This window comes from Bacteroidota bacterium, from assembly GCA_016714535.1.
Lineage (GTDB): Bacteria > Bacteroidota > Bacteroidia > AKYH767-A > OLB10 > JADKFV01.
On sequence record JADKDR010000002.1, the window covers coordinates 594847 to 612032 of the forward strand.

Genomic DNA, 17186 nt, shown 5'->3' on the forward strand with positions numbered 1-17186 from the left:
TTCCGCTACAATCGGGGTTAGTGATAAATAATTATTCCTTCGGTTTTTTAGTTTATCCATTGCCTATGCTTGGAGTTTTCTTTTGCCACAAAGGCACGAAGAAATACAATGCAATAAAACTTTGCGTCTTAGTGCCTTTGTGGCTATTAATTTTTATCATTTCAAAACAATTTAGCCACCAAGACGCAAAGGCAATAAGAAATACAATCCATTAAAACTTTGTGCCTTAGTGCCTTAGAGTGTATTATTATTTTTGCCTTGGGTAGAAGTTTCCTCCAACCATATTTTCTATTCGGTATATATACGCCCGTGCTTTTTTGCCAGCAAACTAATTTTGTCCCTTAACTTGTCTTTCAAATATTTTTGGCTGCCCCATTTTATAACTGGAAAGTCGGCTACATCAAAAGGTAATTCGGTGTCCTCCCATGCAGTTATAATAACATCTTTTTGTAAGCCTTGTGCATATCCCAATTCGTAAAAACATTTGGTTTTGGTTCACTTATATCTGCAATTACAAATGCCGAGCGACTCATTTGTTTGAAAATTTCGGGCACTATACGTTCGGTTTGGTTGCCTTCGTTCACACGTAGGCATGTATATTTATTCTCGGTGCAAATTGTTTGAATGGAATCGTAAGCATCTTCGAGTTTTGCATCGCCCGAATACGACATGATCACCAACACCTGATTCGAAAAAATAATTCGCGCTGCTAGTGCTAGCGCATCCTGTGCAATACGTGCAGAGTCTGTAGTAATTTGGTTCAACATTTCAAAATCCGACTTATCTATGCGCATGCCATATTTCTTATCGAAATCATTAAGTTCAAGTGCGAAAATTTCGGCAGCAGCACCATCAAAATTACTTATAGGAAGAAGCGGCTTATTGCAAATTCCCGCCCAGTTAGCAGCACATTTTGTTCCGTCATTTCCTCCTACTACAAAAACCACATCAGCATTTTGTACTGTTTCAGGTTTTGGAAGACCAAGAGAAGCTAAACTTCCCCAGCTTGTGCAACGCGATTTTAAAATAGTACCAAAATCGTGAACAGGCGTGTGACCCGGCTCTACATAACTGGTAATATACTCATGTGGATTGAGTCCTTTTTCGATTAGCAATTTATTCATATTCTCCGTTAATACCTTATCCATTTCGTTGCGGCAGCCATTCAAAAGTTTATGTCCGTTTTCAACTAATTCTGCGGCAAAAGATTGTAAAAATTCGGTACATTTTGCATTGGTAGTGTCGAGTGAACCCATCACAAGAATATTCATAAATTTATTTTTTAAAGGTTAAATGATTATTAAGGGAACTGCAATATAGGAAGTATATCTGATTGAATGTAGTGTTCAATAAAGACAATAAAATTTTGCTTTGAAAAACTTTGGTTTTTGCCAATAGTTGAAGTTTTCTCCAATCGCAATCAATACAAATTAAAAATGCAACAAGCACCTAGTAGTTCAAAACTAGTGACTACTAGTAGCCAATAAGTTTCGGGTATCCAAATTTAGGTCAACCATATGGACAATAAATTGATTTTATAATCTAGACGTTAGCTTCTCTTTCAAATATTTTCCGGTATAACTTTTCTTCTCCTTTACCAGGTCTTCGGGAGTTCCGGCAAAAACAAGTTGCCCGCCTTCTTCACCACCTTCGGGGCCGAGGTCAATAATCCAGTCGGCACATTTAATTACTTCAGTGTTGTGTTCAATTATAAGGAGCGAGTTGCCTTGTCGTATCAGTGCATTAAAAGCCTCGAGTAATTTACGTATATCATGAAAGTGTAATCCTGTAGTAGGTTCATCAAAAATAAAAAGCGTATCGGTGGCACCGGTACCTTTCACCAGAAAGCTGGCAAGCTTTATACGTTGTGCTTCGCCACCACTCAATGAACTTGATGCCTGTCCTAATTTAATATAACCCAATCCAACATCCTTAAGCGGCTGAATTTTTTGCGCAATCTTTTTTTCGTAACCATTAAATTTGTCTAGCGTTTGGGTATAGGTAAAAAAATCAAGCGCTTCGTTTACCGTCATTTCAAGTATTTCATCTATACTGCGCTCACGGTACTTTACAGCCAGTACTTCATCCTTAAATCTTTTGCCATGACAAGCTTCGCACTTCAAGTGAATGTCTGCCATAAATTGCATCTCTATGGTTACCATGCCTTCGCCTTCGCAGGTTTCGCAACGACCGCCTTCTACATTAAAAGAAAAATGTGATGGCTTTAATTTTCGCATTTGCGACATAGGCAGGTCTGCATACAAAGCACGTATTTCATCATACGCTTTCATATAAGTAACGGGGTTGCTGCGCGATGATTTTCCTATCGGATTCTGATCAATCATTTCCACCCCTTTAATTTGCTGATAGGCACCATCCAGTTTATCAAAATTGCCTGTAGCTTCACTATATCCACCATGCATTTTCATAAGTGCCGGCACCACAATTTTTTTGATGAGGGTAGTTTTACCCGAACCCGAAACTCCAGTAATTACCGTCATAACATTTAGAGGAAATTTGACACGCAAATTTTTCAGGTTGTTTTCTCGCGCGCCAATTATTTCAAATGACATATTCCATTTTCTTCTTTTTTCTGGTAACGGAATCTCGAGCCGGTTAGTAAGATATTGTGCTGTGAGGCTCTCTCGCTCATCTACCAGCTCATCAAAAGTACCTTGAAAAACAAGGTGCCCTCCATCGGTGCCTGCATACGGACCTATATCTATCAACTGATCGGAATTGCGCATAATTGCTTCATCGTGTTCTACAACTATAAGTGTATTGCCAAGTTTTTTTAACGATTGCAATACGCCTATCAATCGCTCGGTATCACGTGGATGTAATCCAATGCTTGGCTCATCCAAAATATACATACTTCCAACAAGGCTGCTGCCTAAAGAGGTTGCCAAATTTATTCGTTGCGACTCGCCACCGCTTAAGGTATTGCTCAATCGGTTAAGTGTAAGGTAGCCCAATCCAACATCACTAAGGTATTGTAATCGGTTGGTAATTTCTACTAGAATTCGTTTTCCAACTTCAGCATCGTGTTTACTGAGTTTTAAAGATTTAAAAAAAACGAGACTTTTATCTACAGGCATCAATACAAGTTCGCTTATACTCGTGTCTTTTATTTTTACATAGTTGGCATCGGCACGCAAACGTGTGCCTTCACACTCGGGACAAAGCGTTTTGCCTCGATATCGTGCCAGCATTACACGGTATTGAATTTTATAAATTTGTTTTTCGAGTTCGGCAAAAAAAGTATCTAACCCATGAAAGTACTTATTACCTTTCCACAACACCTGGTATTGAGCTTTGGTAAGATCATAAATAGGTTTATGTATAGGGAAATCAAATTTGTAAGAGCTCTTTATGAGAAGATCTTTCCATGCAGACATTTTTTCTCCATTCCAGCAAACTATGCCTCCTTCATACACCGAAAGCGATTTATCAGGTATTACCAAATCGGGGTCGATGCCAATGATGTTTCCAAATCCTTCGCACCGCTTGCAGGCACCATATGGATTGTTGAATGCAAATAAATTGGTATTAGGAATTTCGAACGTCATTCCATCACGTTCAAACCGATTATTAAATTCTTTGAAGTCTTGGAGCAACCCATCCTGCAAGTTAGCAACTATGCAGCTTCCATGACCTTCGTAAAAAGTAGTGTTGGCTGAGTCACTTATACGTGCTGCCATTTCTTCACTTTCTTTATCTACTACAATACGGTCGGCAAGGATATAAAAATCTGGTCCGGTTTTTTTCTTTGGAGTGCGCGCTTTGGATGGTGCACGTGTTGCCACGTCTTCTATTTTAGCAATTTCTCCTTCCAGTACAATTCGTGTAAACCCCTTTTGCAGCAATAGTCTGAGCATGGTGGGTAATTCTTGCTTGGCACTTAGTGTAATGGGTGCAAGCAATAATACAACCGTTTCATTTTTGAGGGTGGCTATGTAATTAATTACATCTTCCAAATCATCTTTTTTTACCAATTCATTACTTATAGGCGAATATGTTTTTCCGATACGCGCATACAATAATTTGAGATAGTCATAAATTTCGGTACTGGTGCCTACGGTACTTCGGGGGTTGCGCGTGTTTACTTTTTGCTCTATGGCAATGGCAGGGGCAATGCCCTTAATGTACTCTACTTCGGGTTTATCCATCTTGCCCATAAATTGCCTTGCATACGATGATAAACTCTCAACATACCTGCGTTGCCCTTCGGCATATAGCGTATCAAATGCCAGCGAACTCTTGCCACTCCCCGATACTCCTGTTATTACCACCAACTTGTTACGAGGTATAGCCACATCTATATGCTTCAGGTTGTTTACAGCTGCACCCTTTATGATTATAAAGTGTTTAGGGTCGAGATCTTCTACTTTTTGCTTAAGCACGGTGGATTTTTTTTTTGCGGATGCAAATGTACATTTAGTTCGCACCCTGTGGTAGTTATGAAAATACAAACTGTATTTTTTATTGAAAAAAATGCACAATCAAGGATCAATGTGTTAAATCATCATTAAGATGAATCAATATAAATCACCGCCTATATCAAAACTTTAGTACTTTCGCATTTCGTTATATTTTTTTAAAAAAACATAGTTCAACATGTGCGGAATAGTAGCATACATAGGAGATAAACAGGCTTATCCCATCGTAATAAAAGGTTTGCAAAGACTTGAATACCGAGGTTATGACAGTGCAGGTGTAGCCTTGCTAAATGGCAAGCTCACTGTTTACAAAAAAGCAGGCAAAGTAAGTGACCTTGTAAAATATCTGGAAGGTAAAGATGTGCAAGGCACAGTTGGTATGGGCCATACACGTTGGGCTACCCACGGAGAGCCTAACGACCGCAACGCTCATCCTCATTTTTCCGAATCTGAAAACTTTGCAATTATTCACAACGGGATTATCGAAAACTATGAGACCATCAAAAAAGCATTGATATCAAAAGGGCACACCTTTAAGAGTGATACCGATACCGAAGTGCTTATACATCTTATTGAAGAAATATACCTGAACGAAAAAGTAACCCTTGAGCATGCAGTAAGGTCAGCCCTTACCGAAGTGGTAGGAGCGTATGCTATTGTAATTATATCGAAGCAACACACAGATTTGCTTATTGCCGCGCGCAGAGGCAGCCCTATTGTAATTGGTATTGGCGATAACGAGTTTTATGTAGCCTCAGATGCTACGCCCATTGTAGAGTATACAAAGAATGTAGTATATCTTGATGACAACGAGGTAGCCATTGTAGAAAACAGAAAACTAACTGTAAAGACCATACAAAACCAAACCAAAACTCCTTTTATACAAGAGCTCGAATTAAAATTGGAGGCAATAGAAAAAGGTGGGTACGACCATTTCATGTTGAAAGAAATTTTTGAGCAACCCAATTCAATATGGGATAGTATGCGTGGTCGCTTTGATGCCAAAACGGGTCGCTTACGATTGGGAGGTGTGTCGCAATTCGAAACAAAGTTTTTAAACGCCAAGCGAATCATCTTTGCCGCCTGCGGAACTTCATGGCATGCAGCATTGGTTGCCGAATATTTAATTGAAGACCTCGCACGCATTCCGGTCGAAGTAGAATATGCTTCGGAGTTCCGTTATCGTAATCCAATTATTTCGGAAGAAGATGTGGTGATTGCCATTTCGCAATCGGGCGAAACGGCTGATACCCTTGCTGCCATAGAACTTGCCAAGCAAAAAGGCGCAACCATATTTGGTGTTTGCAATGTGGTGGGTGCTTCTATACCTCGTGCTACACATGCCGGTGCATATACCCATGCAGGCCCCGAAATTGGTGTTGCCAGCACCAAGGCTTTCACTGCACAGGTAACAGTGCTAACGCTAATTGCTTTGCAATTAGCTACAAAAAAAGGTACGATAAGCGAATCTAAACTACGCGAATATTTATATGAGCTGGAAAGTATTCTAAAAAAATAGAAAAAGTGTTGGCGCAAAACGATGTTATCAAAGAGTTAGCGGTTAAGTTTAAGGATGCACGTAATTTTCTATACCTCGGCCGTGGTTATGGTTTCCCGGTTGCATTAGAAGGCGCATTAAAACTAAAAGAAATATCTTACATACATGCCGAAGGCTATCCGGCAGCCGAAATGAAACATGGCCCCATTGCCTTAATTGACGAGGAAATGCCGGTGGTAGTTATTGCAACAAAAAATGCCTCTTACGAGAAAGTAGTGAGCAACATACAAGAAGTAAAGGCACGCAAGGGAACTATCATTGCCATCGTTACCGAAGGTGACGATGTTGTTCGCAGGATGAGCGATTATATAATTGAAATTCCCGAAACAGATGATATACTGGTACCGTTAGTTGCCGTTGTGCCTTTGCAACTTTTAAGTTATCATATTGCTGTATTGCGAGGTTGCAATGTCGATCAGCCACGCAATTTGGCAAAGAGTGTGACAGTGGAGTAAGCATAGGTTATTCTGCCTTTCCTGCGCGCTACATGTAGCTGATTAAGTTATACACCACGATTAAAATTTGGTGGAGAACAGTTGGAAGATTTCAAGAAGAAGCATTCCCGAGTTTTGTAACCAAGATGATGTAAGTAGCTATTAACGATTTAAATTACAAAATCTGTTTTTTTCAATCAATCGTATTTTTACTCAAATCTATTTTTTCATCGCCTTTTTGATAAGGCAGGTAGGTAATTATTAATTGAAACATTTCGTCCGTTGTGCGCATGTTACCACCTACAGGTTCGCGTATTATTATGGGCGGGTTATTGGGATTATTTGGGTTTTTGTCTGTATTATCAAAACTGCCTTCTACATAAATGGTGCTACCTGCCGGAATTATTATTGGTTTTGGATATGTATAAAAATATTGCCAACGGAAATCCCATTTATTTATTCGCACAATTCGAATGGTGTCTTGTTGCGGTGTTAATGCATAAGCCCAAAAGCTTTTTCCAATAAGATGCATGTGAGGGTTAATAGTCAGGATAGAAATAGCAACCGGTACGGTTGCCTGAGTGCGGTAAGTAGTAATCTTATCTGGAGGAATAATTAAAGGAGGTTCAATTTTCGAAATGCCTAAGGTGCCCAATTGAATTTCGAGTGTGGGCCGCACCGGTTTTTCTTTTGCAAAAAACAGGTTGAAGTAAGAGCTGTCCCATTGATCGATGGTAGTAGCACCATAGTGAATGTCTCTTAATAATAGCGCTGAGTTTTTGTGTATACGCCAACCCCCAATACCATTGGGATATATCATAGTGCCCGTGCCGGGCAGGTAGTTACTTACACTTCCATACATGGTAGGGTAACTGCCATCATCAGCTAGCAAATGAAGGTTGTGTGCCGACTCCGAAATTTCGTAAGCCGTATCGCGGTCAACTATAAAGGGTGGAGCATAAAGTAAAGCAGGCTCCCTTTTATCAAAGGTAATCATATGCCCGTTCATATGATGTATAAGTTTTTTATTGCCGGCTACAAATTCTATGCAACGTATATTGGTATCGTTTTCAAGCGTAAACGGAACTTTCATCATGATAAACTTTTCGCGCTTATCTCCCTTGATCAGGAAGGGCTCGCATGGAATGCGCAAATCGGGAATGCCAATTTCGCTACTATCCGGAAACGAAGGTGCTTTTGGTGTTTTTTCTTTGTCGCCTTCGAGGGCACCATTCTCTGCCCAATCGCTTATTAGTTTTATTTCTGCATCGGTAAGGAATTTTTCATCCAAAAATTGAACATAGTTTACATCGGCAGGCCATGGCGGCATCTGTCGCGATTCCGTAGTATACTTTATCGTATGTGCTACTTTCTTGCAATCGGTATAGGACAGTAAACTCATGGGTCCTGATTGTCCCGGTCGATGGCAGCCACTACAATTTTTATAAATGATAGGAGCTATATCAACAAAGGTGGGCTTGGGCTTACAACTTTGAAGCAGTATAATAGAAATAGAAAATATCAGAAGCAGACGCATGCTGCAAAAATGCAAAGATTATTCAAATTCGATATAACATCCTTGAGGTGTTGTTTGTGAAATCGCAGGTGCTTGCCCAGCAAGCAACTGACTTAACACATTGGTTAGGTAATGTTTAGTTACTTGTTGCCGTGTTACTCCGGGCGCTAGGGCATAGTCATCTATTAATCCGGTATACAAAATTTCTCCTCGGTCAGAAGCTACCATTACCTGCGGGGTAACCCGGGCATCCATCTTTTTTATAAATGCATGAGCTTGATCTGCATAAACCTTGCAGGGTATATGGTAATCGTAAACAAACTTTTTTATAATAGCTAAGTTAACATGCGCTGCAGGTATAATCATGTTGAAATTAATTTCCTTGTTTTTAAACGTGCTATCAATAGTTTGTAAGGTAAGTGTGTAGCCAAGACAAATAGGACACTCGGGCGAAAAAAAATAAAACACATTAACCGACTTTGAAAAAAGTAGTTTTGAATTTACCTCTGTGCTGTCAAGGTCATAAAGTAGTGTCTCTGGCAGCGATGCGTTGGTACATCTCAAGTTAACGGTGCATATTATTAAAAGTAAAATAACCACCGTAAATCCTGTAATGTTTAATTTAGTTCTGTTTTTCAAGTTAATTTTATAACAGACTTATTTGCAAATAGTCTTCTGTTTTTGGCGAAGGTATAGGTCTTTTTTGTATTAACTGTGTTCAGGATGTATTTTCGCAAGCAAATATTGTCCACTTTGTGTCGGACATTTTTTTTCAGCTATTGACACTTTTTTTAACAGATCAATTTTTTCTAATGATACGTTTTTTTTCAATTCTCATTTTTAGTATTTCGATTTGTACAAGCGGTATGTTGTACAGTCAGGTTAACACTTATCCAGCAACCTTGGGCACAACCTCAACTATGCCAGCAAATTATTTTGGGTATAACGGTGCAAATTTTGTGAGGCCTACCAGTCCCTTTTACAATGATATAGCAATTATTGATAGCGCCTCGCAATTGGGAACTTCCAATTTGCGTTATCCTGCAGGGGTACCGGGCAACTTTTGGGACTGGCAAGCAGGCAGCCTTGTGCGCGAAAGCGCAGTTGGATTGCAATTGCCACCCGATTTTGACAATGCAAAGTACCGTGATAACCGATTAGAAAAATTAAAAAAATTTGTTGATAGGGGAGATGTGGTTCCTTCACAAAATCTGAATGTGCTGTGTAGCGATCCGCTAAACGAAACAGCACGTTTGTGGTGGACTCGCGGGTTAAATATCCCCGCTATTTATTTCGAGTTTGGCTCCGAATTGTATGACGACAACTATCCACAGTATACCTCCAAATGGCCTGAGGCAGAAGACTATATCAACGATATGAATCAGTGGGCCATGACCATGAAGTCGATGGCTGGAGGCAACACCATTAAGATTGCCGTGGTTGGTGCTACCAACCGCAGGGGTTTGGAGCCTTTGCTGAGCAGACGTAACCGTTGGTCGTCAGTCATGCTCAACCAAATGAATTCAAGTATTGATGCCATCACCTATCATCATTATATTGCTTCGGGTGTTGGCGAAGGCACACCTGTTACCCTCACTAATCTGAAACGAACATTGTCATCTGCCTATTCCAGCATGGAAAATTTTAAATCGATAGAACTTGATATAACGCGCGTTGCAAATAAAGAAGCATGGGTTACCGAGTACAACTTGTTCGATCGTTCGCATTGCATACAAAGCACATGGGCACAAGGGTTAATGCTTGCCATGCAAACATTGCTTTATAACGAAGACAGTATTATTAAGTTTATTAATTGTCATTCTTTAATAGCTGATGGAACCTGGGGTTCCATTTTTTCCGATACCATTGGCCTCGATTTGGGAATTTTTTATAATGATCAGGCATGCAACTCGCAAATCAAAACCTCACAATATGAACGAACTGCCGGAGGCAATGCGATGGCGCTTGTTGGTAAAGCAATGTTTAATGCTACTTCGCGAACACCAATAAATTTTGCTACAAGTCCTTCGTTATATTTAAACTACAAATCGCTTTATGGCTGGCGTTTCGAAAGCCCAACAACATCGCAGGCCATATTAGTCAACATGGATAGTGTAGATGTAAATGTAGTTTTCAGCATGGGTGTGTGGTCGCTTAACGGATATAAGTTTGAGCAAGTGACCCACGGACCCGGAGGTCCTTTGGAATACATTAAAGGAAATGCGGTGACAAACCCCGGGCCAAATCAATTGAGATATTTTCCGTTAGCTAACGTAGCTAATAATACTATTACATTAAAGGCATACAGCATTACCCGATTGGTAACGACAAAAAATGCACTACAGATAAAAGTGATGGATAATGAAATATGCAGTGGCAGTAGCACAGGCATTTCTGTTTATGGGCAAGGGAATTTTTCGTGGACACCTACCGCCAACATCACTTTCGAAAAGGCAGATAAGTCGGTAGTTAATTTTACAGCAAATGTTGCAAATACTACAACCTATACGGTAACCGTTACTAATGGAGCGGGGTTATCGGCAACTGCAACCATACGGGTGTATCCAAAGCCGAAGATTAATGCAACAGCCACCCTATACAATACGTGTAAGAATATGCCCATTAAACTTGGGGTAACTTTTACAGGTGGTAATACCAATGCGTTCAAGTCGCTTATATGGCTGCCGAGCAAGCTGGTAGATAATCCAACAAGCGAAATTGTAAATGTAAACCCCACCACCACTACAACGTATACGGTGGTAGGTACAGATGGCCGCTGTTGGGGCAACATGGATTCAGTAACCGTTCGTGTTAATAATACTGCCGATATAGTTGACAGCCGTGTGGTATGTCGCGACAGTATGCCCTTCCGCTTGTTTACAAAGCAGTTTCGAGCCAAGTATACTTACAATTGGTACCTGGGCAGCCAACTGATTGGCACCGGAAAAAATGTTTTTGTAAGTCCTGATACAGCTACAACGTATATGATGGTGATGTACAATAATTTTGATCCTTCGTGCCGCGATACGGATTTTGTAACCATTACCCCCATTACCTGCTGCGGTAGTAAAGACTCGGTGTTACTCACCATGGGGCCTTTTATAAAAATGAGTGATGTTGCCAATCGCATCAAGAAATATGCACAGGCTTCGGGCAATGGAATATGCACAAATAATTCTTTGACTAACTTTTTTAAAGAGATTGTTATTAATGGCGAACTTTCGGTTGATTCAAGTTACACATTTACAAATTGTACAAAAATTAAGTTTGGCGAAAATGCTAGAGTTATTTTTAACGGTGAAGATGCAGTGCTTACTTTTAACAATTGTAAATTGAGTGGTGCCGATTGCGATGCCAACATGTGGCAGGGTTTCGAATTTACTGACTGGTACGAAGCTCTTATAATCAGTAATTGTGAGATTAGCGATGCAAAAACTGCTGTTCAGGTATCGCACAATCCCAGCATCACCATTAACAATTGTGTATTTAGAAACAACTACATATCGCTTGAGTTTATTGACCTTCCTGAGTCATTCTGGGGAAATTTTTATGCCGACAGTTTTGCCTTTACTGCGCTCAAGAAACCTTACGTGGGGCAAAAACCTTTTGCAGGTATAAAAATTAAAAATGTGCTCAGTGTTAAATTAGGAAAAATGTCAAGTAGCCCCAATGTGTTCTATAATTTACCTTACGGTATTTATACTGAGAATTCAAACATCCATTTGGAGAATAACGACTTTGTAAATATATTGAGTTCAGGAGGCAGCGATGTCAACGAAGGTTCGGCAGTGTTTATGAATAACCCCAATGGTTATGGCAATCCGCTTGACCATCGTCAAATATGGCCATTCAACAACATCTTTGCAGGCCACACCAACAATGCTACCGGAGGCAATACGTTTGCCAATTGTACCTATGGTATCAATGCCATCAACAGTCAGTTTGAATTATACCGCAATGAATTTATCAATACCGAACACGCCATCTGTTGCATTGGTTGTGTCGGAAAAGAGCATGTAATTAATATTAATAACATCGATAGTTGCGCCACCGGAATCACACTCACCGAACCTAAACTGAGCAACATCACCATCACCAATAATAGTATTGATAATTCGTTTGATGTTTCTAACTACAACAACATATATGGTGTTAGTATAACAGATGATGTGCTGTTACCATCTACCATCACTTTTGACGATAATGTAATTTACAATTACGGAAAGTATGGCTTATACCTGGCAAACGCTAACCGACCCTTTGTACGCGAAAATAAATTTTACATGCAGATGGGCTTAACCGGTGGTGTAGACATGTACGGGATACGAATGGAAAATTGCGACTCAGCTAATGTGCGTTGCAATTTAGCTAAGGGGCTAAATGTAAATCTGTCAACCCGCACCGGCATGTCATTTGCAAATTGCAATGCTGTTGATTTCAGATGTAATGTGGCCGACTTTCTAAACGATGGATTCGAGTTTTTTGGAAATTGCAACAACTCCATTTCAAAAAACAATGAAATGAAATACCTTAACATCGGTTTACTGGTTGGCAAGGAAAGTCAAGTAGGCGGAGTAATAGGTCCGCAGCCCAAGTTTGGCGGTACTCCCGGATATCGTAATTATTTCAAAGGCCGCTTTATTAATAATAGCGGTGCCGGACAGGGCAAGGGAAATTTTGGCATTGCAGCAACAAGATCTATCAATAGTTTCTGTGCTGGAGGCAAAAATGATCTTACCAGATTTTACGTTCTCAATGGCCTTGATGCTATTACTAATGACTCTTCACAGATTCCTTTTATCAATGATTTATTAGGAACTGGCACTGCATTTACTCCACATTATTATTCTTCATCGGTTGCAACATGCGATGGAGGATGTACCATGATGTTTTCTAAAGTTGCACTTTCGGATGAGGAGCATGCAGATGAAATGCCCTTAGCACCCTATATAGTTGCTAGTCAGGCCAAGCAAGTTCTTGAAAATGTAAACGATGATTTTCTTGCCTATAGCCTCCGGTGCGAAGTTGCTGAGTATAGCAATGAACGTGTTACCAATAACGATTGGTTTTCTTTAATTCGGAAAATTATGCATGAGCATAATACAGGGAGTGATGTGTTGGCAAAGGCCATCGCAATTAACGAGCAACTTTTGCCAACTAATTTGTATGAGCTGAATGAGAAAATGGTTAATGCCTTTCAGCTAAACCAATTGCAAACAAAAGGGAGAGGATTTACATCGATAGAGATACAAGCGCTAGAAGACATTGCATTGCAATGTCCATTCGATGGTGGTATGGCAGTAATTAGAGCGCAGGCTATGCTAAGCAATTTGCAGCCTTATCGGGTTTTTGATAACGATAAATTATGTGCGCAGCGAATAAGAAATTCTACAGTATCAAACATGCAGATGCAAGAAGTGATGTTATTTCCAAATCCGGCCTCAGGCGAATTGAATATTTCGGCTATGAGCGGCAACCACATCAACAGAATTGAAATATTTACTCCTGCTATGCAGCGCATAAAATTAATTGAGGACGTAAATGCACAAACTTTCAAATTGCAAACATCAGAAATGCCTAATGGAATTTATTTTGTTGAGGTAACCTGTGGCAGTAGTTCTGTTACCCGCAAGTTTGTTATTAGCCATTAACAAAAAATAATTTTTGTTAATGGTAAGCTGATTCAGTTATTTATTCTTGTAACCTGAGGTGTATACTTTCTGTCAATAGCTGCCCGCAACATGCGTAAGCTTATCCGAACACAAAAAATGTGTTTTGGTTACTCGGGAAGTTCAGCCCCACCACCTTCAAGATATTTAATATCAGGTATAGAGGATCCTGCAATACCTTTTAACGAACCATAAAAACCTACGGCATTCGTCAGGATTCTTTCTAATTGCTTTTCGCGCTCTTTCCATATTTTTTGCATACGCAGGCGCTCATCCTGATAGCCTTTTTGCAAATCGCTAAAGCCTTCAATCAATGCCTCAAACTGTCCTTTAAATTCATTGCCGGTAAAATAGTTATAGAGCATTTCCATTTTTGTTTCGCGATTTAGCGAAACTGTTTTGCTGTTTTTTAATTCATAAAGCATATGGCGCAATACCATGCTTAAACCTTTTACTTCAAAAAATGAACATATCCACACCCCTTCGCGATAGAACAATTTTTTTTTGTCTTCCGGCATCGCCTCGGTAACAAGTACCAGCACATCAGCTTTTACAACAAGATTATCTTCTTTCAATTTGGTAATCCATTTTGATTCAAAATGCTTGGTGCGTTTGCTTTCATAATAGATTAAGCCACAACGTTCTCCTTGTCGGGTGTTTACTGTCTGCAACACATCAGCTCCGCGCACACCTTTGCTTATTTCCGAAATTTCATCGTAAGGGTAATCAGTGCGTAGCAATTCCTCCAGAACAAGTTCCTGCACCTCCCCTTGTAGTTGCATGCTACCTTGTTCAGCCTTCCGCTTCATTACTTCCATTTGCGTTTTCAAATCTTCAATTATTTTTTCACGCTCCTTTAGTTTTAGCATTTGCTCTTCTTCTGCCTGTTGCTTCATTTTGGTTTTTTCCTCACGCAGCTTTTCCGATAGTTCTTTTTCCTTTTGCAAGGTGATAGTCTCCGATAGCGTCTCTTTTTCGCGCACCACACGCTCCATCTCTGCCTTAAGTTTGTTCATCTCTCTGAGTGATTCTTGCTGATCCTGCAATTCGCGTTGCATCAGTTTTATCTGATCTTCCTTTTCTTCGTTTAGTTTCTTCCGCAGTTCCTGTGTGATTATTTCCCGTTCCGCTTTTAATTGTGCTGCAAGTTGCTGCGCAATCGATTCATGCATTTTCTTTTTCTCGTCCAAAAGCAGTTTCTGCTGAATGGTCATTTCATCCTGCTGCTTTTGAATATGAAACAACATGGACTCTTCTTTCTTTTGCCATTCATCATTCATGCGCTCTTGCATTTGGCGATAGAGCACTTCGTTTACATCTATGGCTTTATGGCAATTGGGACAAGTAATGGCCTGTTTATTCGTGTTCATATGATAGTATATAATTGGTTGGCTAAGTTAAATGAATTTGAGTGTTATAAAAAACCTTAACGCTGAATGACAATTTTTGCACGGTAATTTTTTCTGAGATTAGAAGTTTCAAGCTATAAATGCCGCACGCAAGTTCCGATCAATTGCTTTGTCTAGGATTTGTTTAAAAGCGTAGTTTGTTTTCCCCCGCTGATTGCCTAGGTTAGTATGGTGCGTTTGAAAGAATGTTCAGTTTGTTATTTAATTTAAGGGCATGATACTCGTAGGTTTTTTTGCAATCAGCTCAGAATTGAAAAGAACTTTATATTTACAGGCAAATCTTTAATGCTTAATCATATGAAATCACATCACACATCACAATTTAGCAAGTAGCAATTGATGGAAAGGAATAACCTGTCTATTTTTGCTCACAGTGTTTATTTCTTTTTTCAACAATCAAATTTCTTATGGCCAATGCACACCTGCTACCAATTCTTATGCTAGCCAAACTATAAGCAGCAACCAAGTTATTAATACCAATATGCATTTAGCTGGGAGACTATTAATTGGCTTAGAAGGAAATAGGATAAATGAATTGAATAATTATTTGCTACAAAATATGATTTATGTAATTAAAAAAGTAGATTTTCAGAATAATATAACTTATTCTAAAGTAGTTAAAAAATAACTAAGTGAAAACGTTTATTACTGCATTTCTGTGTATATTTTTTATATACACAAATGCCCAAATGAATTCCTATTTTATGTATGGGTTTGATAAAATCCCGCCCTGGGGCAGAGGTGTTGTTGATTTTTTGCAATGGCATTCCGGTTAATAATATAACGAATAACCGAAACCTTAATTTTTTACAAACCAATAGTGTGATGGCCGATTCTTCAGGCAACATACTATTTGCATCGAATGGTTTGTTTATTAAAGATAAAAATGACAGTACCATGCTAGGAGGTGATAGTATTAATCTTTCAAGCATCGCATACACTTCTAGTTATATTAGTACGGGATGGAGCGGCACGCAATTTTTGGTTACGATTCCATATCCTGGTAAGGCACATGATTACCTCATGTTTAATACTCACATTAAAGACGATCCGGGAGTTTATTTTGTTAATGTAGTAGATTACCATCATATATCCATGGATAGTGCTGGAGGGCTTGGTGAAGTAGTATCACACAACAACTTGGTGTTAGCGGATACTTTAACAGAGGCTTTTTTTTCGGCAGTTAAACATGGCAACGGACGTGACTGGTGGATAGTAAAACCACAATTATATACTAATAAGTATTTCAAATTTTTGGTTACACCGACAGGCATTAGCACAGGAATGCAAAACATTGGCGCTCCCACTGAATCGCCCACCTACGAAGGGCAATCGTCCTTTAGTCAAGATGGGCATTATTATGCACGTATAGATTGGATAACCGATCCATGGACTTTTGACGGGCAACTTGTTGTTATGGAACTTGACATATGCACCGGTGATTTTAGTAATGTAATAGTTGATACACTTGACAGTGCTGCTGCGTGTGGCGTAGCTTTTTCACCCAATGGTAAGTATATGTATGTTTCGACTTACTTACATATTTATCAATATACTTTGCAAGTTGGCCCAAATATGATTAACACGAAAAAAATTATTGCTACATATGACGGCTATGTATCCCCTCAACCATATGGTTTTGCATCTTTTTGGCAAATGTTCATGGGGCCTGATAAAAAGATATATTGCATAACCCAATCACCAAGTGATAACATGACCGTAATCAACCAACCCGATATGTTCGATACTCTTTGTGATGTGCAGCCTCATAGCTTTCATTTTGGTATTCGAAATAATCGCACATGTCCTAACTGGCCAAACTACGAACTTGGCCCTGAGCCCGGCAGCCCTTGCGATACACTTGGGTTGGTACAAGCTGAGTTAATTTCTAATGTGGGGTTGCAGGTGTTTCCCAATCCTGCCAGTGGTTTTTACAATATACGCACAACATACCGGGCAACAGCAATGCCATTGCCACCATTTATGATGTAACAGGGCGCAAAGTAGAGCAGCACAATTTATACGGGCATTATACCAACCTGCGTGTGTCCACCACATCGTACAAACCTGGATTGTATATAGTAACCGTTACATGTAAAAATGCAAGCGAGAGTAAACGGGTAATGATTGAGTGAAGGAAAGAGTTTTTAGCAGGTACAAA

8 protein-coding genes and 1 pseudogene are annotated in these 17186 nt (G+C 39.6%); 4 read left to right on the plus strand and 5 right to left on the minus strand.

Going from position 1 to position 17186, the window contains the following annotated elements; all coding sequences use genetic code 11:
• Positions 1-431 precede the first annotated feature (431 nt).
• Together IPO27_05580 and uvrA are read right to left on the minus strand one after the other, a co-directional pair.
• Positions 432-1271: a hypothetical protein gene (locus IPO27_05580; GenBank protein MBK8846063.1), complete on the minus strand. Its 840-nt coding sequence runs from the start codon at positions 1269-1271 to the stop codon at positions 432-434.
• A 264-nt stretch (positions 1272-1535) separates the two neighbouring features.
• Positions 1536-4403 carry an excinuclease ABC subunit UvrA gene (gene uvrA / locus IPO27_05585; GenBank protein MBK8846064.1) on the minus strand — a complete coding sequence of 956 codons (2868 nt, stop codon included), beginning with the start codon at positions 4401-4403 and terminating at the stop codon, positions 1536-1538.
• Positions 4404-4617: 214 nt separating this feature from the next.
• Between uvrA and glmS the strand changes: the two are divergent.
• Positions 4618-6452 (plus strand): annotated as a pseudogene (gene glmS / locus IPO27_05590) (glutamine--fructose-6-phosphate transaminase (isomerizing)).
• Positions 6453-6624: 172 nt separating this feature from the next.
• Here the strand turns inward: glmS and IPO27_05595 are convergent.
• Positions 6625-7968, minus strand: coding sequence for a hypothetical protein (locus IPO27_05595; GenBank protein ID MBK8846065.1), 1344 nt, complete (start codon positions 7966-7968; stop codon positions 6625-6627).
• Positions 7969-7986: 18 nt separating this feature from the next.
• Positions 7987-8586, minus strand: coding sequence for a redoxin family protein (locus tag IPO27_05600; protein MBK8846066.1), 600 nt, complete (start codon positions 8584-8586; stop codon positions 7987-7989).
• Positions 8587-8759: 173 nt separating this feature from the next.
• Here IPO27_05600 and IPO27_05605 point away from each other — a divergent pair, with 173 nt between their 5' ends.
• A complete protein-coding gene (locus tag IPO27_05605) occupies positions 8760-13598 on the plus strand; it encodes a T9SS type A sorting domain-containing protein (protein MBK8846067.1) in 4839 nt (1612 codons plus the stop codon).
• Between the two features lie 128 nt (positions 13599-13726).
• On the opposite strand, the gene IPO27_05610 is transcribed toward IPO27_05605, so the two are convergent.
• Entirely contained in the window at positions 13727-14986 is a 1260-nt protein-coding gene (locus tag IPO27_05610) for a DUF2130 domain-containing protein (GenBank protein MBK8846068.1), read from the minus strand.
• A gap of 780 nt (positions 14987-15766) precedes the next feature.
• Here IPO27_05610 and IPO27_05615 point away from each other — a divergent pair.
• Both IPO27_05615 and IPO27_05620 read left to right on the plus strand, forming a co-directional pair.
• Positions 15767-17017, plus strand: a complete 1251-nt coding sequence (locus tag IPO27_05615) for a hypothetical protein (GenBank protein ID MBK8846069.1) — start codon at positions 15767-15769, stop codon at positions 17015-17017.
• Positions 16975-17160 carry a T9SS type A sorting domain-containing protein gene (locus tag IPO27_05620; GenBank protein ID MBK8846070.1) on the plus strand — a complete coding sequence of 62 codons (186 nt, stop codon included), beginning with the start codon at positions 16975-16977 and terminating at the stop codon, positions 17158-17160. The genes IPO27_05615 and IPO27_05620 overlap by 43 nt, the downstream gene beginning before the upstream one ends.
• Positions 17161-17186 lie beyond the last annotated feature (26 nt).